Below are 23,548 nucleotides of genomic sequence, written 5' to 3' on the forward strand. Positions count from 1 at the left end.
ACGGCTGCCAGGGACTGGCAGCTCGGCTATGCTCGTTCGCGAACCCGACACCGAGCGCCATGCGCTCCAAGCCGAGCCGATGCCCCGTTTACTCTTGCGCCTGACACTCATTGCCCTGACCCTGACCGGCCTTGTGCTGGCAATGATCCATAGCCTGACCTGGCGTCCGGAAGACCGGGAACCGGTCACGGCCATCTGCACCTCCCAGGCACCACCGCTGATGCCGGGCCAGGCGCTGAAAGTCATGACCTGGAACATCCAGTATCTGGCGGGCAAGCGTTACGTCTTCTGGTACGACATGGCCGATGGCAGCGGCGAAGACGAGCGCCCGACCCACGAAGATATCGCCTATGACCTCGATGAAGTGGCCCGCGTCATTCGGGACGAACAGCCGGATATCGTGTTGCTGCAGGAAGTCAGCGACGGCGCCAAAAATGCCGATTATCAGAACCAGCTGGCCCTGCTTCAGGAGCGAGTCACGGATCTGTATCCCTGCAGCACCGAGGCGTTCTACTGGAAAGCCGACTTCATCCCGGACCTGCACATCCGCGGCAGCGTCGGCATGAAACTGGCGACCCTGAGCCGCTATCGCATCGATCATGCCGAGCGGCTGCAACTGCCGCTGCCTGACACCAACATCATCAGCCGCCAGTTCAAGCCGCGCCCCGCCTTGCTGGTGAGCTACCTGCCCTTGCGCGATGGCGAACAGCTTGCAGTCATCAACACCCATCTGAGCAGGCCAACCCGTGGCGACGACACGCTGCAACGCCAGATCCAGGTCACTGGCAAATTGCTGGACACCCTTGAAAGCAGCGGCACGCCCTGGCTGATCGGCGGCGACTTCAACCTGCTGCCTCTGGGCCAGTACCAACGCCTGCCCGCCGAACAACAGGCCCCTTATAACCCTGACAGCGAACTGCATGCGCTCTGGGACAAATACCCGATGATCCCCAGCAACAGCGAAGCCAGCGGTATCGACCGCAGCCAGTGGCTGACCTTCTTCCCCAACGACAAGCGAGTCAACGGGCCGGACAGAACCGTCGACTATCTGTTCCACAGTCCGAAACTGAAGCGTATCGAAGCCAGGGTTCGCCGGGATGACACGCTGCTGATTTCGGATCACCTGCCGGTCATCGGGCGGTTTCTGTTGCCCGTGCAGGAAGAGAAGCCCAACGCCTCTGATCTTGTGCCCGAGCGCTAGCCCGAACGATCAGGTCGGGATCAGAACTCCGTTACAACGGTTACGCCTGCCGTCTCGAACCGATCCATGTTCACCAGTGCATCGATGGACTGCTCCAGGCTGATGGTTTTGCCGACGAGTTTCTCCGGAGCCAGTTTGCCGGAGCTGATCATCTCGATCATCGCGTCATAACGATGCGCCTGCATGCCGTGGCTACCGTAGATTTCCAGCTCATAGGCGATGACCTTGCTCATCGGAATCGCCGGTTTCGCATGGTCTGCGAGCATCAAACCAACCTGAACGTGCCTGCCACGACGACGCAGATTATTGATGGAGTTGAAGCAGGTGGTCGGATGGCCCAGAGCATCCAGCGAAACATGAGCGCCACCCTTGGTGATTTCCAGAACGGCCTCGGTGACATCCGCAACGCGGCTGGCATTCACCGTCGCAACAGCACCGAGCGAGCGGGCCAGTTCAAGCTTGTCGTCCGAGATATCAATGGCAATGACGTTAGCCCCGATGGCTTGAGCAATCATGACGGCCGACAAACCAACACCTCCACAGCCGTGAACCGCGACCCACTGACCCGCCGTAACCCTGCCCTGATCAACGACCGCCCGGAACGAAGTGACGAAGCGGCAACCCAGGCTGGCCGCCGTCGCGAAATCCATGCTCTCGGGAAGCGCGACCAGATTCAGGTCTGCCTTGTGGATACCCACGTATTCGGCGAAGGAACCCCAGTGAGTGAAGCCCGGCTGAAACTGGGTATGACAGACCTGCTGATTGCCGCTGCTGCACTCAGGACAAGCACCGCAACCACCCACGAACGGCACGGTCACGCGATCACCGATCCTCCACTTGGTAACGTCCTTGCCCACCTCAGCCACGATGCCGGCCAGCTCATGCCCCGGAACATGCGGCAGTTGAATGTCCGGGTCATGCCCCTTCCAACCGTGCCAGTCGCTACGGCACACGCCTGTGCCCTGCACCTGAATAACCACGCCATGAGGCTCCGGAGTCGGGTCTTCGACAGTCATGAGACGCGGCGGCAGGGAAAAGGCTTCGTAGACTACAGCTTTCATGAAAAACACCTCTGCTGGGACAGGCACGACAACGAAAAAACACCGACTGAATCGCGCCTCCAGTATGAATGAACCCGGTGAAATTACCTTTCAAGCTGCAATTGACGCCGCGCAACAATTGAAATTAACTTTCATTTAAATATTTAAAATGAAAGATTCCGCCATGATCGAACAGCTGGACAAGGTAGATATTGCAATATCGGATCGACTGCAGCGCAACGGCAGGCTGTCGAATGTCAAACTGGCGGAACAGCTTTCCCTCAGCGAAGCCTCCTGCTGGCGAAAACAGAAACGCCTTGAAGAAGACGGAGTGATCGAGGGATACCAAGCCATCCTGAACCGCAAGAAACTGGGGCTTGGAGTCATGGCCTTCGTGCAGATTTCCTGCACCGACCACAGCGAAGAAGCCACCGCCAGGTTTGAAAAGATCATCGAGTCGGCCCCACAAGTGCTCAGTTGCCACAACACAACCGGCGAGGCGGACTTCCTGCTTCAGGTGGTTGCAAAAGACCTGGACAGCTACAGCCGGTTTGTCGAAAAAGTCCTGAGGAAACTGCCGGGGGTATCGAGTATTCGCTCGAACCTTTCATTGCGGGAATTGAAGACGACCAATCGGTTGCCGGTGACTGAGTTGTTGAGTATTTAGGCAGCTCTCGTATGCGACGCAATCAGGAAAGAATGGGGCAAGACAGGCGAAGGCTTCGTAACCTACCGAGTAGGCCCCGATCCTTGGGGCCAAAATGATTACAGCGTGAACTCCACTACCTCATTAAGACCGTTGACCAGCAATACAAGGGAAACGATCGGTTTATAGTCATAGGGAATATCCTTCAACAAAGGAGAAATCTCCTTTGAAATAATCTTTTTGGCAAGGCTGGCTTTATTGTAAAAACCATCGAGGTGGATCGTCCCAGTAAAAGTTGTCTCAACCTCCGCATGTTTATTCCAGCCATTTTCAATATTGAGAATTTTATTGCGAACTTGATCAGCAAAATCCTTTGAAAGCTCACTCTCGTAAGAACTTGCTTTTTCTTTTCGTGAAACTGTGTAGCTAAGCATAAATAAATTAGAAGCCATAGAACCGACACCTTTGTAAACTGCAAAAACATTTTCAAATCGAATGTGCAATAAACCAAATAGCTCACAACGCAAACGTTTGGAACACTCAATAAAATGGGAGCCTGTCCATAAAGCAACCGGCTCACCTACGAGTCAAAAACCTTAGCTCTAAACTCTATTTACTGGGTGTGACATACCGAGGAGCATGTCCGGCAACCATTCGATTGCGGGTACGTGTTGCGAGCTTGGCGCACAGCAGTTACACAGGTAGTGTGCTGACCGAGATCAAGACGGTTGTGGGGTGCCGGCAAGTAAATACACGAGTTGGTATGTACCTCATGGTCACCGTTGCTCTGCGCGTTGCGGTTCACGAAATATTGAGCCATTTCACTCACCCCGCTCTTTGTTCGATTGGGCAAGTACCGAGGCCGCGAGAGTCTTGGTAGTGGCGTTGTACTTGTTACTATCAAGGACGTGACTGGCCTTGGTTTCCATACCTGCACCGGTTTGCTTACCGGTAGAAGCCTGAGCCATAGCCGAACCAGCCAACTCCTTCTGAATGGCCGATGCGCTGTCGCTGCGAAGAACTTTGGAAGCCAAGCTGGCCACGGAAGTCGAAGTTTGTTTAGTATTTTTTGGCACGTTTAGGTGCTCCTACGTCATTAAATATATCAATTAGGCAGGAGCAACCCTTGAGCAGAAAACCGAGCTGAATAGTTGACATCCAGCGCCGGTTTTTTCTCTAATGCGCGTCCCACCAATGTACGCATTGGTTCAGGGTAGGCGGGTGTGCGTGCTCGGCGACCAAACTCTGCACGCATACCCGCTGTCTTTACTGAATCCGCAGCTCACTCGCAAAAACACAACATATGGTGTCTTTAGCGAGATCCCACACAAGATAATGTGATCACTTTGACATTGCAAGATGGCAAAGGTGTGGATAACTTGTGCAAAAACTGTGAATTGGATCCACTTTCAACCTGTATGGATGGCCAGCCCTTCTAAATCGCGGGCTACAACCCTACAGGAATGAAACAACCTGAAACACTCTCACATCTCATTACAGCGTTTCACGCCTGAAACAGTCGTTTTAAGCATTTGAAACCGACAATTCTATGGCATCACTTCTTTGGTTGAGCAGGCTTGGATTGCAGATTTCGTGAGCTGGTACAACAACAGTAGGGAAGCCAGAGTATTTGACTGGAGGGATGCCAGGGAAATAAAACCTATCAGGAAAAAGCACGTGTGCTTTCTGTCGATCATATGTTGTGCTGACACGCTCTCATCAAAAAACATCCGTAGGAGCGAATTTATTCGCGAGAGGCCCGTGAACTCAAAGAAATGTATCGCCTTCAATCACGTCTCGCGGATAAATCCGCTCCTACTCAGCACGGGAGTTGATCTCCCTCCTAACTCTTCCTCGGCTTAACCCGCGCAGTCGCCTCCGCCACCAACGGATCATCCGGCCAATAATGCTTCGGATACCGCCCTTTCAAATCTTTCTTCACTTCCGCATAAGTACTGCGCCAAAAGTTGGCGAGGTCTTGCGTCACTTGCACCGGGCGGCGGGCCGGGGACAGTAGGTGCAGTTTGACGATTTGTCGGCCATTAGCGATGCGTGGGGTGTCGGACAGGCCGAAGAGTTCTTGCAGGCGCACGGCGAGGATTGGCGGGTATTCGCTGTAGTCCAGCCGCACTGATGAGCCGGATGGCACGCTCAGGTGATGGGGAGCCTGTTCGTCCAGACGCTGGGGCAGTGGCCATGGCAGGAGGTTGTGCAGGATCGATGAAAAATCCAGGTTGCCGAAATGGCTGAGTCGGGTGACTTTGCCCAAGTACGGCAGCAGCCAGGACTCCAGGGTGTCGAGCAAGGCCGCATCGCAAACGTCCGGCCACTCGCTGGCGTCCTGTTTCTCCAGATCCAGTTGGCGCAGCAAGGTCACGCGGGCTTGCCATTGGCGAAGTTCGGGTGTCCATGGCAACAGTTCCAGCCCTTTGCGTCGTACCAGCCCCAGCAAGGCCTGGCCTCGGGCGGACTCATCGAGGCCGGTCAGTGGTTCGCGGCTGAGGATCAGTTCTCCGACCTTGCGTTGACGCTCGGCGCGCAATACGCCTTCGCGTTCATCCCAGTCCAGTTGATCGAACTCGGTTACCTGTTCAGAGAGCACGGAATCGAACAGCGCAGGATCGAATTCCGCCGCCAGATAGATCCGCTCTTCGCGCTGGCCCTGACGACTGCCAAGGTCGGCGATCACCAGCCAGGGTTGTTTCATCAGCGCATCGACTTCCGCGAACAGGGCTGCACGACCGTTGGCCAGTCTGTATTCGGCACCGCCAGCGCGGCGTTGCTGCGCAACACGATCGGGATAGGCCAGTGCCAGCAGGCAACCCAGCCAGCGTGAATGATCAGGATCGCTGACCGGTGTTGTTGCAGCGCCCTTCAAGTAACCGCGATATTGACGCGCCAGTTGTATGGCCCGCTGCACACCGCCTTGAGCACCACGGGCGGCGCGCTCGCTTCCGGCCAACAAAGTCAGGCGACTGTGCACGTCGGCTCCGGCGCCGCGCAGGATATCCCGCTCGCCCAGCAAGGCCGCGACATCACAGGCCAGAGTCCCTAGCCCCAGTTCATGACCGCGCAATAACAGATGAGCGATTCGAGGATGCGCCGGGACTTGTGCCATCGCCTGACCGTGGGTGGTCAACTGGCCCTGCGAATCACTCAAGGCACCCAGCCGGACCAGCAGATCCTGAGCCTGTGCATAAGCCGCCGTCGGAGGGTTATCGAGCCAGACCAGTTGGGCCGGCATCACGCCCCAGCGCGCCAGTTGCAGTGCCAGCCCGGCCAGGTCCGCCTGGAGGATTTCCGCCGAGCCATAGGCGGCGAGTTGGTCATGCTGGGCTTCGGACCAGAGTCGATAGCAGACACCTGGCTCCAGACGCCCTGCCCGACCGGCCCGCTGGGTCGCGCTGGCGCGAGAGATGCGCTGGGTGTCCAGACGTGTCATGCCGCTGCCCGGATCGAAACGCGGCACCCGCGCCAGACCGGCATCGATCACGACCCGCACGCCATCGATGGTCAGGCTGGTTTCCGCGATATTGGTCGCCAATACGACCTTGCGCGAGCCTTTGGGCGCGGGCTCGATGGCTGCACGCTGGGCCGCAAGGTCCAATTCTCCATGCAGCGGGCAAAGCAGGATATCGGCCCGTTCGCCCAAGGCTTCGGCCAGTTGCTGATTGACGCGCCGGATCTCGGCCTGCCCCGGCAGAAACACCAGCAGGCTGCCGGACTCATTGCCCAGCGCATCGAGAACGGTCTGAACCACTCGCGGCTCGATGAACTCGCCGGGCTGAAAGGGTCGTCCCCACTGCATGCTCACCGGGAACATACGCCCTTCGCTGCGCACCACTGGCGCATCGTCCAGCAGCGCGGACAGGCGTTCGCCTTCCAGAGTGGCCGACATCAACAGAATCTTCAGCGGCTGCTCGTCACGAAACAGGTCGCGACCGTTGAGGCTCAGGGCAAGCGCCAGATCGGCGTCCAGACTGCGCTCGTGAAACTCATCGAAAATCAGCAGCCCAACGCCTTCCAGCGCCGGATCATCCTGCAGACGCCGAGTCAGAATCCCTTCGGTGACCACTTCGATGCGGGTATTGGGGCCGACTTTGCTGTCCAGCCGAATGCGGTAGCCAACGGTTTCCCCAACCTTCTCTCCCAGTTCACTGGCCAGCCGCTCGGCTGCGGCCCTGGCGGCCAGACGGCGTGGTTCGAGCATGAGGATGGTTTGCCCGGCCAGCCACGGCTCATCGAGCATCGTCAACGGCACTCGTGTGGTCTTGCCCGCACCGGGCGGGGCTTCGAGGATGGCTTCGTGGCGGGAGGTCAGCGCCTGGCGCAGGGCCGGCAGGACAGCATCGATGGGCAAGGAAATCATGGCGGCTCCAGAACAGGCGACCGATTATAAGCTGCACAGGCGTTTGCAGAAGGTCAGCGGGTGCGGATTTATCCGGGAAAGCGTTATTTCTGGCGACCTCTTCGCGGATGAATCCGCTCCCACACAGCAATCGCTCCCTTTTCGCGGCGAAAGCTACCGTGATGAATATATGCTGACGCGAAGAACCACCCGAACACGCAATAGTCTTAGCGACGTAGCCTTTGCCTTGTATAGTTGCCACCTCACTTCAGGAGTTCTCCATGCGCATTCCATCCCGTTTTATCGGCGGCGTTCTGGTCGCCACGCTTTTGACCCAGATTTCTGCGTGCGGCAGCATTTTCTATCCTGATCGCCGCGGGCAGATCGAGGGCAAGATCGATCCGGCCATTCTTGCTCTGGATGCCGTCGGCCTGTTGTTTTATGTGATTCCGGGCGTTATTGCCCTGGCTGTGGACTTCACCACGGGCGCGATCTACTACACGCCGACCGGGCATGCGCAGGTCGATCCGCAGAAGCTGCAACCGGCAATCAATGCTGACGGCAGTGTCGACAACAGCAAGCTGCAAGCCATTCTGGAAAGCGAGCTGGGCCAATCCCTGCCGCTCAACGACCCTCGTCTGATCCAGTACAAGGGCAGCGTCGAGCAACTGGCGACCCTGGGTCTGAAACCCGCGGCTTGAAGCCCTCCGACAAGGACGCGTCATGAACACCAGCACCGAACACGCCCGCCTGCTGCGCCTTGCAACGCGGGCATCGCTGCTGGTGGCCAGCACGCTCATCATCGCCAAGGGCGTGGCCTGGTGGTTCAGCGGCTCGGTAAGCCTGCTGGCCGGGCTGACCGATTCGCTGCTGGATGGCGCGGCTTCGTTCCTCAATCTGCTGGCGGTGCATTACGCGCTGCGCCCGGCAGATGAAGATCATCGTTATGGTCACGGCAAGGCTGAAGCCTTGTCGGGCATGGCTCAGGCGCTGTTCATTGCTGTCAGTGCCGGGCTGATTGCCTTTCAGGCCATACAGCGTATTCAGCACCCCGAACCGCTAGGTGCGGCCGGTCTTGGCATCGCTGTGATGGTGTTGTCACTGGTCCTGACCCTGGCGCTGCTCTGGCTGCAACACAAGGTCATCAAGGAAACCGGATCGGCAGCCATTCGCGCCGACTCGCTGCACTATCGCTCCGATCTTCTGCTTAATTTCAGCATTCTGCTGGCGCTGACACTCACCCTGTTCGGCTGGCAACAACTGGATGCGTACTTCGGGTTGGGAATTGCCGTCTACATTCTGTGGAGTGCGTTTCAAATTGCCCGCGAGACGGTCTCGGTGCTGATGGATGAAGAATTGCCGACCGATGTCAGCCAGCACATGCTGGAACTGGCGTGCAGCGTGCCGGGTGTTCTGGGCGCACATGACCTGCGCACGCGGATTTCCGGTAATCGCTGGTTCGTGCAGTTGCATCTGGAGTTGCCGGGCAGTCTGACGCTCAGCGTCGCTCATGCGTTGTGCGATCAGGTGGAAAGCGCCATACACCAGCAGTATCCGAAAGCGGAAGTGTTGGTGCATGCCGATCCACAGGAAGTGGTGAAGCAGGCTGCGGCCCGATCACCTAATTGACGCTGTAGCCTCGCCCCGCAAGGCAGGCACCCATCGAGCGACGATACAGATCCACCACCTCGGCCTGCGGCTGGGAGGTAATGTTCGCCGGATCGAAGCCGCTTTGTTCTACGGCCCAGCGGTAGCATTGGTAACGATCCAGCTCGACCTGCTCAGGGCTTTGACCATTGAGCGGGTAGGAAACAGGGTCATAACCGTTCTGCGCAGGTGCCTGGCTGTAGGTCGGTTGATTCTGTGGCGGGTTGACCACCACATAATCCTGACTGTCGGACTGGTAGGCGTAGTAAGTGCCAGCCGCCAAGAACAGCAGCGAACTGCCAATCCAGATTTCCTGCGAGTAGGACGGCAGGCTGCGTACGCGCAGGCCATAAGGCGGCGTTACCACCACATAGCGTGGGCCTTGCGGGCGATACCAATAACCTTGTGAATAGAAATAATCCTGCCCGCGATACGGGACACGCGAGTAACCGCCGGGAACCCGGTCTATCGTATAACCGGGTCGATACTGCGGGCCTGGGCCCCAGCCATTGCCGCGCCCGTCGGGCCGACCTTCCCAGCGATCATTGGGACGGCCATTACCGGCCTGCCAGTTGCGATTGCCACGCGGATTATCCTGGTAATAACCCTGACGCGGCTGCTGGGTTTGCCATGATTCGCGAGGAGCGGTCTGGATCGGCAGATTGTTCTGGTGCTGCTGAAACTGCTGGCGTTCGATCTGACGTTGCTGATTTTGCTGGTCCTGGATCTGGCGCTGCTGATTCTGTTGTTGCTGGTAGATCTGCTGTTGCTGCTGGCGCTCGACGTTGCGCTGCTGCTGCATCTGATCCTGAATCTGGCGTTGCTGATTCTGTTGCTGCTGGTAGATCTGCTGTTGCTGCTGGCGCTCGACCTGACGCTGCTGATTCTGTTGTTGCTGAATCTGCTGCTGTTGTTGGCGCTCAACCTGAAACTGCTGGTTCTGCTGCTGTTGCTGGATTCTGCGCTGTTGCCCATTGTCCCCGGAACTGCCGCGATACTGGTCCTTGAAGGAGTCATCATCGGCCACAGCATGGGCACTGATGCTCAGACACAGCAGACTTAACCCCGTCAGCTTCCAGATGCCAGATTTCATGCTTTCCTCACTAGGACGCGGGTAGACGTAAATAAGACTGTAAGAGTGGCGCGCCGTTCTGCGTACTTTATCAGGACGCAAAGAAAAGGGGGCCTGATTGGCCCCCTTGAGATACTTCGTCCTGGCGCGACACTTTTGACATCGGCTCACCTCATACGTCTTCTGGACTGTATGTAGCCCGGGGGCCTGGCCGACCCTGTCGGGTGGGAGGCCGCGACTGCCTGATTGGGCGAGTCGCGCTGGACGCTGTGTCCGGGCAGTGATTCTGTTGAAAAGAATAGGCCTGCCGGACCAGCAAAAGATTGCGAAGATTGCTCACAAAAACATTACTTGCGCAATTTTTTACTTCATACCAATAATTCAGCGCAATCCAACTCACAAAGGGGAACATCGTGAGCAAGCTCGACAGATATGACCTGAGCATTTTGGCCGAACTGCAACGCGACGCACGCATTTCCAACCAGGAACTGGCAGAGCGTATCGGGCTGTCGCCATCGCCCTGCTCACGCCGCGTGAAACAACTCGAAGACGACGGTTATATCGTGCGTCAGGTTGCCTTGCTGGATCGCAAGAAGCTCAGCCTGAACCTGACGGCCTACGTGCTGATCGGCATGGATCGCCATACGCCGGAACGATTCGAGCATTTCGAGCAACAGATCCGCAACCTGCCTCAGGTGCAGGAATGCAGCCTGGTAACCGGAATGGACGCCGATTATCAATTGAAAGTGGTGGTTCCTGACATGGATCATTACCAGAAACTGCTGCTGGGCCATCTTACCCGCATCGAAGGCGTCACCAGCGTCAAGTCGAGCTTCGTGCTCAACCAGGTACTGGCCAGCACTGAATTGCCCTTGACTCACCTGCGCAGCTAAACAGCCCCCGGACTGGAGCAAACGATGGACCCCATGCTTTTCGAAGAATGGATGATGACCATTCTGGTCAGCGTCCTGATCTGTTTCATGGGCTTTATCGTCTGGGATCTGGCGAAGAAATCCAAAGCGGGCAAATTCGGCACCTTCATCCTGTTCTTCGTGCTGGGTCTGGGCATCATGGCATTCGTGATCAAAAGCCTGGTGATTGCCTATATCGAGAATGGCTCATGAGCCCCCGTGGGAGCGACTTCAGTCGCGAAGAGGCCGGTGCATTCCACACATATTTATCGCCTGACGTCTTCGCGGATAAATCCGCTCCCACACAGTCTACCTACACAAGTCAGGGCTTGATCTCCCGGTACTGCCCCTGATCCAGCCCCTCCAGCGTCCAGTCGCCAATCCTGACCCGCACCAGCCGCAGGGTTGGCAGACCCACCGCAGCCGTCATGCGCCGCACTTGCCGGTTGCGGCCTTCCTTGATGATCAGCTCCAGCCAACTGGTCGGTACGCTCTTGCGAAAGCGCACCGGCGGGTTGCGTGGCCAGAGTTGCGGCTCATCCAGTTGGCGGGCCTCGGCGGGCAAGGTCGGGCCGTCGTTGAGTTCGACGCCGTTACGCAATTGGTGCAGTTGCTCCTCGGTCGGCTCGCCTTCGACCTGCACCCAGTACGTTTTGGGCAGTTTGTGTTTGGGGTCGGCAATCCGCGCCTGGAGCTGGCCGTCGTTGGTCAGCAGCAGCAAGCCTTCACTGTCGCGGTCCAGACGCCCGGCCGGATAAACGCCGGGAATGTCGATAAAGTCCTTGAGCGTTGCCCGACCTTCGCCATCGCTGAATTGCGTCAGCACATCGAAAGGCTTGTTGAACAGGATGAGCTTCGGCTCGGCCGGAGGCGCTTTGGTTACGCGGCGAGTAGCACTGGCACTCTTGGGTGCGGGACGACGAGACACAGGGCGTTGAGTGCGGGACATGGGAACTTAGAGACTTGAAAACAGAAAGGGCCACTTTAGTGGCCCTTTCAATAAATACCAATCACTTAACGGAACGGCGGCTCGTCGAAACTGCGCAGTTTGCGTGAGTGCAACGAGTGCAACTCGGTACGCAGCAGGTCCAGGGCCGCGATGCCGATCTTCAAATGCTGGCTGACGGCACGCTCGTAGAAAGCATTGGCCGAACCCGGCAATTTGATTTCACTGTGCAAAGGCTTGTCCGATACGCAAAGCAATGTGCCGTAAGGCACGCGCAGACGGTAGCCTTGAGCTGCGATGGTGCCGCTTTCCATATCCACGGCAACTGCACGGGACAGGTTGATGAGCGGACGTTCCTGAGCCCAGCGCAGTTCCCAGTTACGGTCGTCATAGGTCAGGACCGTGCCTGTGCGCAGGCGCTTCTTGAGATCATCGCCACGTTCGCCGGTGATCTGCGCCGCCGATTCCTGCAATGCCAGTTGCACTTCGGCCAGGGCCGGGATCGGAATGTGCGGAGGCAGTACGCGATCCAGAATGCCATCGCGACGCATGTAGGCGTGAGCCAGCACATAGTCGCCAATGGTCTGGGACTGACGCAGGCCGCCACAGTGGCCGATCATCAGCCAGCAATGCGGACGCAGCACCGCCAGGTGATCGGTGATGTTCTTGGCATTGGACGGGCCGACGCCGATATTGACCAGCGTGACACCATGACCATCTTCCGCGATCAGGTGATAGGCCGGCATCTGGTAACGGTGCCAGACCACACTGGCAACAATGGCCTGGGCCTCTTCGACGCCCATGCTCTTGTCGACCACCACATTGCCGGGCAACACCATGCGCACGAAACGCGGGTCTTCGCGCAGTTTTTCCAGGCCATGCAGGATGAACTGGTCAACGTAGCGGTGGTAGTTGGTCAGCAGAATCCAGGGCTGCACATGACGCCAGTCACTGCCGGTGTAATGCACCAGACGCCGCAGCGAGAAGTCCACCCGCGCCGCGTCGAACAGTGCCAGCGGCAGGGGATCGGTATTGGCCCAGTCGTAAAGGCCATCAGCGATGCCGTCGGTCGCAGCGGACAAGTCGGTGCTGGGGAAAACACGGGCCAGCGCAGCGGCGGTCACGCCGGAGCCTGCCAGTTCATCGCCCTGCTCGACCACGTATGGGTAAGGAATGTTCTGCTCGCTCACGCCCACTTCGATGGTGACCGTGAAATCACTCATCAGCGGCCGCAGTTGCTCGAGCAGGTATTTACGGAATGCCTTGGGGTGAGTCACGGTGACACTGTAGGTGCCGGGCAACTGCACCTTGGCGTAGGCGCGAGTCGTCAGCGGCACATCGCCCTGATAGGCGTAGGTCAGACGCAATTCCGGGTAGCGGAACAGCGCACGTTGCTCGGCGTCGGGTTCGACGCGGTCTTTCAGGTAGCGCTTGAGCGCCTGGCTCAAGGCACTGGTTGCACGTTCATGCAGTTCTGCGAGCCGCTCCACAGCTTGCTCGGCGCTTTCTACAACAACAAAGGCTTGCGTCACGGTTTAGGTCCTGTCTGATCTTGCAGACCCTCATCCTAACGGGTTCGCGTGCTTATGCCACCTGCGGCGAAGCGCGAGCCAGCAAAGTTTCTGCATCGACGCCTACCGGCAAAGCGCCATAAACCCGCCCGGAGGACAGCAATCGACCGGCAATGAATCCATCGCTGACAGCCGCATTGCCCGCTTCGAGCAGCAGTCTGGCCTGCAAGCCCACCGCGATGTCTTCGGTCAGCTGTCGGGCGCGGTACTGGATATCGCGGGTGTCCGTGAATGCAGCTTTCAGTTTTTCGATATGCGCCTTCAGGTGCCGGTCACCATGCCCGTCGCACAGTTCAGCGAACAAGGCATCCAGCACGCCGGGCTCTTTGGACAGCGCCCGCAACACGTCCAGACACTGCACATTGCCGGAGCCTTCCCAGATCGAGTTGACCGGCGCTTCGCGATACAGGCGCGGCAGAATGCTGTCTTCGACATAACCGGCACCGCCCATGCATTCGGCGGCCTCGTTGATCATGGCTGGCGCACGTTTGCAGATCCAGTACTTGCCCACTGCCGTGACCAGACGCACAAAGCGCGCTTCATGATCGTCATTCAGGTGGTCCAGCGCACGCCCCATGCGCAGGGTCAGCGCCAGTGCGGCTTCGCTTTCCAGTGCCAGGTCGGCCAGCACGTTCTGCATCAACGGCTGCTCGCTGAGCAGTCGCCCGCTGATCTTGCGATGGGCACAGTGATGAGTGGCCTGGGTCAGGGCCTGACGCATCAGGGCGCTGGAACCGATCATGCAGTCGAAACGGGTCATGGCGACCATTTCAATAATGGTCGGCACACCACGGCCCTCTTCACCAACCATCCAGGCCAGTGCGCCGCGCAGTTCGATTTCGCTGGAGGCGTTGGAGCAGTTGCCCAGTTTGTCTTTCAGACGCTGGATATAGAACTCGTTGCGGGTGTCATCCGGCCGATGGCGTGGCAGCAGGAAACAGCTCAGGCCCTTGTCAGTCTGCGCCAGGGTCAGGAACGCATCGCACATGGGCGCGGAGCAGAACCATTTATGGCCGACCAGTTCATACGCCTGTCCCGGCCCGCCAGCGCCCACCGGGTAAGCCCGCGTGGTATTGGCGCGCACATCGGTGCCGCCCTGTTTCTCGGTCATGGCCATGCCGATGGTTGCACCGGTTTTATGGGCAATGCCGATATTGCGCGGGTCGTACTGGCTGGAAAGAATTTTCGGCAGCCATATCTGCGCCAACTCAGGTTGCAGTTTGAGAGCCGGTACGCTGGCAAAGGTCATGGTCAGCGGGCAACCGCTGCCGGGGTCGGCCTGGGTGTGCAGATAACTCATCGCAGCACGCGCCACATGGGCACCGGGTTGCGGATCGGTCCATGGCAAAGAGGGAATGCCATGGTCGATGGCGGTGCTCATCAACTGGTGATAAGCCGGGTGAAATTCGACCAGATCGATGCGATTGCCGTATCGGTCATGACTGGCGAAGGTCGGCTTGTTCTGATTGGCGAGGAAACCGGCCTCCATGAGAGGTCCGCCCGCCAGGGCACCATAAGCATCGATTCGGGGCTCGGCCCAACCCGCGCCAAAACGTTTTACCCAGGTTTGCAGTGGCAGGTCGATGCGGTAGAGGTTGACGCCGTCCAGTGACGGCGGCTGGTTGGTCACCTGATGGGTCTCGGCGAACTGATGCAGGTTCATGAGTGGCCTCCTGTCTGCGTTTGCAGCAGTGAACCACGCAACAAGAGCTTTCAACAGTGCCGTTCATGACCAATGATCGGGCTTTTTTCCGCCCCTCAGATTCCCCATTGAGCCTTGGCGGCCGGAGCCCTGCGCACGGCACCCGGTATGGCCATCAACAAAGGCAGGCTCAGGGTGAAACAACTTCCCCTGCCCGGCTCGGAGCGATGGCTGAGGCTACCGCCCTGCAACTCGACCAGTTGCCGACAGATTGCCAGGCCGATTCCCAGCCCGCCATACTCGCGGGTCATGGAACCATCGACCTGAAAGAAACGCTGATACAACGTTGCTTCATCCAGTTGGCTGAAACCTATACCGGTATCCATCACCTCGACCCGAAGTAACAGGACATCGTTGTCATGCTGCTGAGACATGGCTCGTACCTTGACCGCGCCTCGCTTGGTGAACTTGATCGCATTGTCCAGCAGGCACTCAAGGCACTGGTACAGCTTGTGAACATCGCCGCGCACGCTTTCCGGCATCTGCTCGTCCAGCTCGAACCTCAACTCCAGCCCCTTGGCCTGGGCTGCGCTGCGAAAACGGTCGCGCAACTGTTCAAACAGGCCGCACGTATCGAAGGCATCGCTTTCGGCATACAGCACACCGGCCTGAAGCTCAGTCAGGGTCAGGATGCCGTTGATCATGCTCATCATGTCCTGAGCGGAGGCAGAGGCCGTTTGCTGATACATCTCCAGCTCGCCGTCCATCGGCACGGTCTGCATCAGCTCCAGTGAACCGATGACCCCATTCATCGGGGTTCGAAGCTCATGGGTCAGCGTGGCCAGAAACTCGTCCTTGAGCCGGTTGCTGGTGGCCAGCTGGCGGTTCAGGCGTTCCATGTCCTTGCCGGCTTCCGCCAGGGTCTGGGCCTGTTGCTCGCGGATGTGATTGACCCGATCAGCCAGCGCCAGCGACAGCAGAGCCATTTCCAGCACTGAACTGATCTGGCCGGCGTACAGGCTAAGGAAGGTATTGGGGATATAACCGAACAGCATCACGGCGTTGACCAGTCCCCCCATCGCAAATACCACCCAGGCGGCCAAGAAGTAGCGAGCGATTCGGATGCCCTTGAGCACCGCCGTGATACCAGTTGTCAGCATCGCCAGAGAACACGCCAGCACCAGCATCGTCACACTGCGCAATGCCAGGCCGTAATTGGCAAACAAGGCCAGCAGCATTACCACCACGGCGCTGGCCATCACTGCGATCAACAGGACATCCAGCCAGCGCGCCAGGGTTCTGGTCTGCAGAAAGCTGCGTGAAAACTGGCTGACGAACAGCACCGAAATTGCCATCAGTAGAGGCGTGGCGGTGTTGGCCCACACAGGGCTGTTCGGCCAGAGGTATTCGATGGCGACGCCACTGATCGATAGCTGATACAGACCGAACGAGGCGATATACAGGATGTAGTACAGATAACCGGGGTCGCGCACGCTGATGAAGATGAACAGGTTGTAGACCAGCATGCCCGTCAACACGCCATAGATCAGACCCAGGATGTAGACCTTGGCGGGCTGTTCTTCCATATAGGCGTGGCTGGCCCACAGATTGAGCGGTGCCTGGATCGGCCCCTGGCTGGCGACACGCATATAGACAGTCGTCTGCTTGCCCGGCGGCAGGTCCACCCCGAACACGAAGTTGCCCTGCTTAACATCGCGGCTTGAAAACGGCAGCATGTCGCCGGTCTTCCAGGCCAGTTGATAGCGCCCGTTGCCGTCCGACAGATAGACATCCACATGGTCCATCGGTGGATAGGCCAGTTCCAGCAGCCAGTCGGAATGCGGTGCGCGGGGATTGGGTTTGTAGAACAGATCGACCTTCAGCCAGAACGCCGAGCGCGAATAACCCGCGTTGAGTGTTTCACTGTCGAGCGCACGAAAGGCTCCCGCCTCGGAGATGACCCTGTCGATACTCGCCTTGCCACTCACGTCTTCAAAAACCTGAATCTCGCGCCCCAACGGCAAGCTGCGAATGTTTTCATCAAACTCGACGGCATGAGCCAGCAAGGGAAACCAGGCAACCAGCATGATCAGCAAATAGCGCATAAAGCCCCAAGGTAGAACGTCGCTGTCATTTCATCCGTTGATGACGACGCCCCGCAAATTTCTTTCCTTGAAACAGGCAATAGTTCAAAACAGACACGTCAGTGTGTGGACCTTGCTTACGCTGATCACCCGACTCTGGCGATAGAAATCGCCAGAGACAAAAAGGCTTCAGGAATAACCAAGCATAGCGGTTAATGGCCTATAGTCACTATCGCTTCAAAATAAAAGCAACGGCTCTATCTCGGCACTTGCAGAGCAAACTCAAATATTTCTGTCTTGAGGGCATCATCAGGTTTTCACCTTTGCCCAGAAAAAACCGGAACGACCGACAGCCCGGGAAAGGTTTAGTGATAAGCTCGCGCACCATGAATATCTATAGCTCCCGTCCCGTAGTCCTCTGCCTCAGCGGCCACGATCCCAGCGGTGGTGCTGGCTTGCAGGCCGATATCGAAGCCCTGCTCGCCCAAGGCTGCCATGCTGCTGCGGCCGTGACTGCCCTGACTGTTCAGGACACCGTCAATGTCAGCGACTTTCGCGTTCTCGACCGCGAATGGGTCCTGGCCCAGGCCAATGCGGTCTTCAATGATTCGAGCGTAGCAGCAGTCAAGCTGGGCATGCTGGGTTCGCTGGAAATGGTCGACACCGTTGCCCAATTGCTGATCGAGCATCCCGACTTGCCTGTGGTCTGTGACCCGGTTCTGCGCGCGGGCGGTGGTGGCCAGCTGGGCAAGGATGAGGTCGGCTACGCAATGCGTGAGCGCCTGCTTCCACTGTCGACGATTGCCACTCCCAACCTGCCTGAAGCCCGCATCCTGGCCGAACTGCCTGACGGCACGGCCGACGAATGCGCACAAAAACTGCTGCCATTCTGTGAAAACCTGCTGATCACCGGCGGGCATGGCGATGAGCAGGAAGTGCACAACCGACTGTACACCCGCTGCGGTCAGACCCACACCTTTATCTGTCAGCGCCTGCCCGGCAGCTATCACGGTTCGGGCTGCACGCTGGCCAGCGCCCTGGCCGGACGACTGGCTCAGGGAGAAGGCCTGATCAGCGCGGTGCAAACGGCACTGGATTACACCTGGCGAACGTTGCGGGACGCTGAGCAGTTGGGTAAAGGGCAATTCGTGCCTCGCCGCCTGCCGCTGGATTTTGGTTCGTAACGCCCTGCCATGAGGCTCATTCGATGAAACTACGTGGCTTGTATGCCATTACCGACAGCACATTGCTGGCCGGTAAATTCCTGACCTACGTCCAGGCCGCCCTCGACGGCGGCGTGACCCTGCTGCAATACCGGGACAAGACCAGCGACGAATCCCGTCGCCTGCGCGAAGCCAGCGAACTGCTCAAGTTGTGCGAGCAGTACAAGACCCGATTGATCATCAACGACGACGCCGAACTGGCAGCCCGCCTGGGCGTAGGTGTTCACCTGGGGCAAACCGATGGCTCGCTGCCGGATGCCAGGGCACTGCTGGGTCATAAAGCGATTGTCGGGGCCACGTGCCACGGCAAGCTTGAGCTGGCTGAAAAGGCCAAGGCAGACGGTGCTACTTATGTGGCATTCGGACGGTTCTTCAACTCACAGACCAAACCCGATGCGCCTGCCGTACCTTTCGATCTGCTGAATCAGGTGCGCGCCAAAGTGCATCTGCCGATTGCCGTGATTGGCGGGATTACCCTGGAAAACGCCCCGCAACTGGTGGCCCACGGGGCGGATCTGCTGGCGGTGGTGAACGGGCTGTTCGGCGCAGAGAATCCGCAGGAAGTGACGCGGCGGGCGAAGGCGTTCAATGATCTTTTTCGTGAATCTTTTCGCGAATGAATTCGCTCCCACACAGCCTGCGAAGGCCGCTACACGACGCCAATAACCTTCAGCTCAAAATCAGGCATCCCGTTGGCATTCTCCAGCGCCAGTAACGCACGCTTGCGATCAACGCCGCCGGCATAGCCTGTCAAATCTCCGCCTGAACCAATGACCCGATGGCAAGGCACAATGATCGAAATCGGGTTCTTGCCGTTGGCGGTACCCACTGCACGGGAATGCCCGGGGCTGAGGCCCATTTTCCGGGCCATGGCACCGTAGGACAGCACTTCGCCATAGGGAATCCGCGCCAGTTCGCGCCAGACCTGCTCCTGAAAGGAAGTGCCCCGAAAACGCAGCGGCACCTCGAAGACCCGACGCTGGCCGCTGAAGAACTCGGTCAGTTGCTCCTGAGCCTGGCGAATTACCTTGGGGACGGCATGATCGTTGGGCAGCAATACCAGTTGCGGAAAGTATTTCTGGCCGACGAAGTACACGCCGGTCAGCGCATCGTCCTCGGCTCGCAAGGCAACATCGCCCAGCGGGCTGGAAAGCAGATAGCCATGAATCATTTTTTGGCCTCCTCACGTTGACGCCAGACATGCACCGTAGCGTAAGCACGCCAGGGTGCCCACTGGCTGGCGTATTCATTGAGCTGGGCGACCGTTGCACAGCCTAGATGTTTTTTAAGTACCGCATCACCTTCCGGAAACGCATTGGGCCAGCCCAAGGCTCGCATGGCGATATATTGCACGGTCCATTCACCAATGCCGCGAATATGCCGCAAGGCAGACAGGGTTTCATCCAGTGGCACCAAGGGCTCAAGAATGATGCGCCCTGCCGCCACTTCCTGCGCCACGGCAATAATGGCCTCGGCACGAATCCGGATGATACCCGTGGAAATAAGCTCCTCCGGGCTCAGGCAGGCAATGGCTTCAGCCATCGGGAACGCATGACGCAACCCGAAAGGTGCCTCTTCCACCGCCGTACCGAAACGCTCGGCGATACGCCCCAGAATCAACCGGGCCTGAGACACCGATATCTGTTGGCCCACCACCGCCCGAACCGCGATCTCGAAACCATCAAACGCACCGGGCACACGCATGCCCGGCAATTCGGCCACCAATGGCCCCAGATGCGCATCCACCAGATCGGGCCGACAACCCGTGTCGAACACGCGCCGCACGCGTCCCAAGACCTGAGCGATAACCGGCTGAAGTGAAGCCGATACCGTCACCACCAAGGCATGGCGCAACGGCGCATGGCTCACGGTCAACCAGCCGGCCAGACGACGCCCGGTGTGCTCGACTGTGATCACACGGGTGTAAGCGTCTTCACTCACATGTTCAACCCCGGCAATACAACGATGCGCCAGAAACTCCAGCACACCGTCCCATGAAAAAGGCGGCCGGTACGACAACTCGAAACGCATGCTGGCCTCACCGCCCCGGTTCGTCGTCTTCCTCAAGCGCAGCGGGTTGAGACCATAACGCGCCTGAAACACATCGTTGAAACGTCTGACACTGCCGAACCCGGAAGCCAGCGCCACTTCAGCCATGGACATGCCTGTATCGGTCAGCAGACGCTTGGCGATCAGCAGCCGCTGGGTCTGGGAATAATCGATCATCGACACACCAAACTCGGCCTCGAAGATCCGCCGCAGATGCCGCGAGGTCACGCCAACCCGATCAGCCAGGGCATCGAGGCTTCTGCCGCTTAAAAAGCCTTCGTCTATCAAGCGTGCGGCAGCCTGGGCCAGACGGCTGGAGACATCCAGCAAGCCATGGCCGGGTGCCAGTTCCGGGCGGCAGCGCAGGCACGGACGAAAGCCCGCCTGCTCGGCAGCGGCTGCCGTTGCATAGAAACTGCAATTGCGAGGCAGTGGCTTACGTACCGGACACATGGGCCGACAGTAAATTCCGGTCGTCGATACGCCCATGAAAAACCAGCCGTCAAAACGGCGGTCCCGGGCGATAAAGGCCGCATAGCACACATCTGGATCAAGAGTTTTCATGAGGCTGACCCTACTCCTGCGCCGGGAAAAAGTCTGGCTGAATTCGGACATGTGCATCCGGCAGCCATGTGGCATTTGCTATAGTGCGGCTCCCTACGCCTTCTGGCCTCGTGACGTCACCGAAGCAGCCATGCACAGAGCTGCGCACTCAGCGTAGAAACGACTTCCCGGTTCAAAAGCAGAGACCCGATCATGTCCCGTTCCGAAACACTCTTCGCCAACGCCCAGAAACACATCCCAGGCGGTGTCAACTCGCCGGTCCGCGCATTCAAGAGCGTTGGCGGCACGCCCCTGTTCTTCAAACATGCTGCCGGCGCTTACGTGACTGACGAAGACGACAAGCGTTATGTCGATTACGTCGGTTCCTGGGGCCCGATGATTCTGGGCCACAGCCACCCGCAAGTACTCGACGCCGTGCGCAGCCAGCTGGAACACGGTCTGTCCTATGGCGCACCGACCGCCATGGAAACCGAGATGGCCGATCTGGTCTGCTCGCTGGTGCCTTCCATGGAAATGGTGCGCATGGTCAGTTCCGGCACCGAAGCGACCATGAGCGCGATTCGCCTGGCCCGTGGCTACACCGGCCGCGACAGCATCATCAAGTTCGAAGGCTGCTACCACGGTCACTCCGACAGCCTGCTGGTCAAGGCCGGTTCCGGCGCACTGACCCTGGGCGTGCCCAGCTCGCCCGGCGTTCCGGCAGCGTTCGCCAAACACACCCTGACCGTACCGTTCAACGACCTGGAGGCCGTGCGCCAGTTGCTGGCCGATGTCGGTCAGGAAGTGGCGTGCATCATCGTCGAGCCGGTCGCGGGCAACATGAACTGCGTTCCGCCTGCACCGGGCTACCTGCAAGGCCTGCGCGCCCTGTGCGACGAACATGGCGTGGTGCTGATCTTCGACGAAGTGATGACCGGTTTTCGCGTGGCACTCGGCGGCGCCCAGGCTTACTACGGCGTGACACCGGACCTGAGCACCTTCGGCAAGATCATTGGCGGCGGCATGCCGGTGGGCTGCTTTGGCGGCAAACGCGAAATCATGTCGCATATCGCACCGCTGGGGCCGGTCTATCAGGCCGGTACGCTGTCGGGCAACCCGCTGGCCATGGCCGCCGGCCTCACCACCCTGCGCCTGATCAGCCGCGAAGGCTTCCACGATGAGCTGAGCGACTACACTCGCCGCCTGCTCGAAGGCCTGCAACAGCGTGCTGACGCTGCGGGTATCCCGTTCGTGACCACTCAGGCGGGTGGCATGTTTGGCCTGTATTTCAGTGATGCCAAGGAAATCGTGACCTTCCAGGACGTCATGACCAGCGATGCAGACCGCTTCAAACGTTTCTTCCACCTGATGCTCGAAGGCGGCGTGTACCTGGCGCCAAGCGCATTCGAGGCTGGCTTCACCTCCATCGCCCATGGCGAAACCGAGTTGAAACTGACTCTCGATGCTGCCGAAAAAGCGTTCGCTGCGCTGAAATAAGCTAATGTAGGAGCGAATTCATTCGTTAATGAATTCGCTTCCACGGGTTTGAACCATAAAAACGGGGCCCGTGCAGCAGAAAAACCGTAAAGACTTTGTAAGGTTGGCCCTGCTTATTTCATAATGGCCAGCCAGCACGTTTCGCTGGACGGGCAAGCCCGCACCTTTTTCAGAGGTAAGTCGACTCCCATGAACCGCACCGGCCGCACCCTTGCATTGGGCTGCCTGTTGCTTGTCTATCCCCTGCTGACCAATGCAGGGAGCAACTCGTTGTTAATCCCAGCGGTGGGTCGTTGTACCCTCAATACTCAGCCCGAGAATCTTCCGGCTGCGCTTTCGGCATGCCAGCAAGCTGCACAATCGGGGGATGCACAAGCGCAATACGAGCTGGGCGAGTTCTATTACGAAGGCCAGAACACCCCTCGCGACCTGCCACAGGCGCTGAATTATTTCGAGCAGGCGTCGTTGCTGGGTCATGCGCAGGCGCAGTATCAGCTGGGCTTGATGTTCGCCCGCGGCGAAGGCGTGCAGGCCAATAACATTCAGGCGTATATCGTGCTGAAGATGGCGGCGGTCAATGGCTCGGAAGAAGCGCTGGATGCGGCGGACGAAGTGTCGGCCAAGATGAAGCGCGACGAACTGGAAGTCGCAACCCAGGTGCTGGGCCAGATCTTCCGCAAATACCTGATGGAACTGCAAACCGCCGAAGGGCGCAGCCCGTTCTCGCCACTGCCCTGATCGAATCGCTTCAGGGCAGGCTTTCCTTACTTTTCTACTGCTTTCTACTTTTCAGGCATCGGCATCGGAAACGGCATTACATTGCCACCTCCACGCGCCTCGCTGATCTTTGGCGTACCCATGCGCTCGACCTCGTCGATACGCACAATGGAATGCATCGGCACGAAACTTCGCACCACCCCCTCGAACTGTGCCTTGAGCTTTTCTTCGCTGGGATCAACCACGACAGTCGTGCGCTCGCCGAAGACGAACTCTTCCACTTCCAGAAACCCCCACAGATCGCTCTGATAGATCTGCTTGGCGTACATCTCGAACACCTGGCCCTGGTTGAGGAAAATAACCTTGTAGATTGGAGCTTCGCGTTTGGTCATAAAAGCCGGATAACGATCG

At 58.5% G+C, this 23,548-nt stretch carries 22 protein-coding genes; 10 read left to right on the forward strand and 12 right to left on the reverse strand.

The features are described 5' to 3' along the window. Positions 1–28: 28 nt before the first annotated feature. A complete protein-coding gene (locus K5D32_RS01080) occupies positions 29–1,201 on the forward strand; it encodes an endonuclease/exonuclease/phosphatase family protein (protein ID WP_221599036.1) in 1,173 nt (390 codons plus the stop codon). A gap of 20 nt (positions 1,202–1,221) precedes the next feature. On the opposite strand, the gene K5D32_RS01085 is transcribed toward K5D32_RS01080, so the two are convergent. Next, the gene (locus K5D32_RS01085) at positions 1,222–2,262 is read right to left on the reverse strand and encodes a zinc-dependent alcohol dehydrogenase family protein (protein WP_221558455.1); all 1,041 of its coding nucleotides are present in this window, start codon (positions 2,260–2,262) and stop codon (positions 1,222–1,224) included. Between the two features lie 163 nt (positions 2,263–2,425). Between K5D32_RS01085 and K5D32_RS01090 the strand changes: the two genes are divergently transcribed. Continuing rightward, positions 2,426–2,908, forward strand: coding sequence for an Lrp/AsnC family transcriptional regulator (locus K5D32_RS01090; protein ID WP_025261924.1), 483 nt, complete (start codon positions 2,426–2,428; stop codon positions 2,906–2,908). 98 nt (positions 2,909–3,006) lie between these two features. Here the strand turns inward: K5D32_RS01090 and K5D32_RS01095 are convergent, their stop codons facing one another. From K5D32_RS01095 to hrpB, 3 genes are all read right to left on the reverse strand, one after another. Beyond that, positions 3,007–3,339 (reverse strand): hypothetical protein, encoded by a 333-nt coding sequence (locus K5D32_RS01095; protein WP_221599037.1) that lies wholly within the window; start codon positions 3,337–3,339, stop codon positions 3,007–3,009. A gap of 369 nt (positions 3,340–3,708) precedes the next feature. Continuing rightward, positions 3,709–3,963: a hypothetical protein gene (locus tag K5D32_RS01100; RefSeq protein ID WP_221558458.1), complete on the reverse strand. Its 255-nt coding sequence runs from the start codon at positions 3,961–3,963 to the stop codon at positions 3,709–3,711. A gap of 767 nt (positions 3,964–4,730) precedes the next feature. Beyond that, positions 4,731–7,256, reverse strand: coding sequence for an ATP-dependent helicase HrpB (gene hrpB / locus K5D32_RS01105; RefSeq protein WP_221599038.1), 2,526 nt, complete (start codon positions 7,254–7,256; stop codon positions 4,731–4,733). Positions 7,257–7,516: 260 nt separating this feature from the next. Between hrpB and K5D32_RS01110 the strand changes: the two genes are divergently transcribed. Both K5D32_RS01110 and K5D32_RS01115 read left to right on the forward strand, forming a co-directional pair. After that, entirely contained in the window at positions 7,517–7,936 is a 420-nt protein-coding gene (locus K5D32_RS01110; protein WP_025261936.1) for a hypothetical protein, read from the forward strand. Between the two features lie 22 nt (positions 7,937–7,958). Continuing rightward, positions 7,959–8,864 (forward strand): cation diffusion facilitator family transporter, encoded by a 906-nt coding sequence (locus K5D32_RS01115; protein WP_221599039.1) that lies wholly within the window; start codon positions 7,959–7,961, stop codon positions 8,862–8,864. Here K5D32_RS01115 and K5D32_RS01120 read toward each other — a convergent pair. Further along, entirely contained in the window at positions 8,857–9,975 is a 1,119-nt protein-coding gene (locus tag K5D32_RS01120; protein WP_221599040.1) for a DUF6515 family protein, read from the reverse strand. The two genes, K5D32_RS01115 and K5D32_RS01120, sit on opposite strands and share 8 nt — an antisense overlap. A gap of 392 nt (positions 9,976–10,367) precedes the next feature. Between K5D32_RS01120 and K5D32_RS01125 the strand changes: the two genes are divergently transcribed. Further along, positions 10,368–10,847, forward strand: coding sequence for an Lrp/AsnC family transcriptional regulator (locus K5D32_RS01125; RefSeq protein ID WP_025261939.1), 480 nt, complete (start codon positions 10,368–10,370; stop codon positions 10,845–10,847). A gap of 24 nt (positions 10,848–10,871) precedes the next feature. After that, positions 10,872–11,078, forward strand: coding sequence for a DUF2788 domain-containing protein (locus tag K5D32_RS01130; RefSeq protein WP_221593404.1), 207 nt, complete (start codon positions 10,872–10,874; stop codon positions 11,076–11,078). 109 nt (positions 11,079–11,187) lie between these two features. Here the strand turns inward: K5D32_RS01130 and K5D32_RS01135 are convergent, their stop codons facing one another. The 4 genes from K5D32_RS01135 to K5D32_RS01150 form a co-directional block, all read right to left on the reverse strand. Further along, entirely contained in the window at positions 11,188–11,814 is a 627-nt protein-coding gene (locus K5D32_RS01135) for an rRNA large subunit pseudouridine synthase E (RefSeq protein WP_260407083.1), read from the reverse strand. Positions 11,815–11,879: 65 nt separating this feature from the next. Next, complete coding sequence (gene amn, locus K5D32_RS01140; protein WP_221576618.1) at positions 11,880–13,343, reverse strand: AMP nucleosidase; 1,464 nt, start codon at positions 13,341–13,343, stop codon at positions 11,880–11,882. Between the two features lie 52 nt (positions 13,344–13,395). Next, positions 13,396–15,045 carry an acyl-CoA dehydrogenase family protein gene (locus K5D32_RS01145; RefSeq protein ID WP_221599041.1) on the reverse strand — a complete coding sequence of 550 codons (1,650 nt, stop codon included), beginning with the start codon at positions 15,043–15,045 and terminating at the stop codon, positions 13,396–13,398. A 95-nt stretch (positions 15,046–15,140) separates the two neighbouring features. Next, a complete protein-coding gene (locus K5D32_RS01150; protein WP_221599042.1) occupies positions 15,141–17,129 on the reverse strand; it encodes a 7TM diverse intracellular signaling domain-containing protein in 1,989 nt (662 codons plus the stop codon). Positions 17,130–17,494: 365 nt separating this feature from the next. Here K5D32_RS01150 and K5D32_RS01155 point away from each other — a divergent pair, with 365 nt between their 5' ends. Both K5D32_RS01155 and thiE read left to right on the forward strand, forming a co-directional pair. Then, positions 17,495–18,292 carry a hydroxymethylpyrimidine/phosphomethylpyrimidine kinase gene (locus K5D32_RS01155; RefSeq protein ID WP_221599043.1) on the forward strand — a complete coding sequence of 266 codons (798 nt, stop codon included), beginning with the start codon at positions 17,495–17,497 and terminating at the stop codon, positions 18,290–18,292. Between the two features lie 23 nt (positions 18,293–18,315). Continuing rightward, on the forward strand, positions 18,316–18,951 hold the full coding sequence (gene thiE / locus K5D32_RS01160) for a thiamine phosphate synthase (RefSeq protein ID WP_221576622.1): 636 nt from the start codon (positions 18,316–18,318) through the stop codon (positions 18,949–18,951). A gap of 29 nt (positions 18,952–18,980) precedes the next feature. On the opposite strand, the gene K5D32_RS01165 is transcribed toward thiE, so the two are convergent. Both K5D32_RS01165 and K5D32_RS01170 read right to left on the reverse strand, forming a co-directional pair. Next, a complete protein-coding gene (locus K5D32_RS01165; RefSeq protein WP_221576623.1) occupies positions 18,981–19,502 on the reverse strand; it encodes a methylated-DNA--[protein]-cysteine S-methyltransferase in 522 nt (173 codons plus the stop codon). Beyond that, positions 19,499–20,944, reverse strand: a complete 1,446-nt coding sequence (locus tag K5D32_RS01170; protein WP_221599044.1) for a DNA-3-methyladenine glycosylase 2 family protein — start codon at positions 20,942–20,944, stop codon at positions 19,499–19,501. The genes K5D32_RS01165 and K5D32_RS01170 overlap by 4 nt, the downstream gene beginning before the upstream one ends. A 192-nt stretch (positions 20,945–21,136) precedes the next feature. Here K5D32_RS01170 and hemL point away from each other — a divergent pair, with 192 nt between their 5' ends. Both hemL and K5D32_RS01180 read left to right on the forward strand, forming a co-directional pair. Continuing rightward, on the forward strand, positions 21,137–22,420 hold the full coding sequence (gene hemL, locus K5D32_RS01175) for a glutamate-1-semialdehyde 2,1-aminomutase (RefSeq protein WP_200994504.1): 1,284 nt from the start codon (positions 21,137–21,139) through the stop codon (positions 22,418–22,420). A 189-nt stretch (positions 22,421–22,609) separates the two neighbouring features. Beyond that, positions 22,610–23,158, forward strand: coding sequence for a tetratricopeptide repeat protein (locus tag K5D32_RS01180; protein ID WP_025261950.1), 549 nt, complete (start codon positions 22,610–22,612; stop codon positions 23,156–23,158). Positions 23,159–23,202: 44 nt separating this feature from the next. On the opposite strand, the gene K5D32_RS01185 is transcribed toward K5D32_RS01180, so the two are convergent. Further along, positions 23,203–23,529, reverse strand: a complete 327-nt coding sequence (locus K5D32_RS01185) for a DUF1820 family protein (protein WP_025261951.1) — start codon at positions 23,527–23,529, stop codon at positions 23,203–23,205. Between the last annotated feature and the right edge of the window lie 19 nt (positions 23,530–23,548).

This window comes from Pseudomonas cichorii (genome assembly GCF_019719005.1).
GTDB classification, from domain to species: Bacteria; Pseudomonadota; Gammaproteobacteria; order Pseudomonadales; family Pseudomonadaceae; genus Aquipseudomonas; species Aquipseudomonas cichorii_E.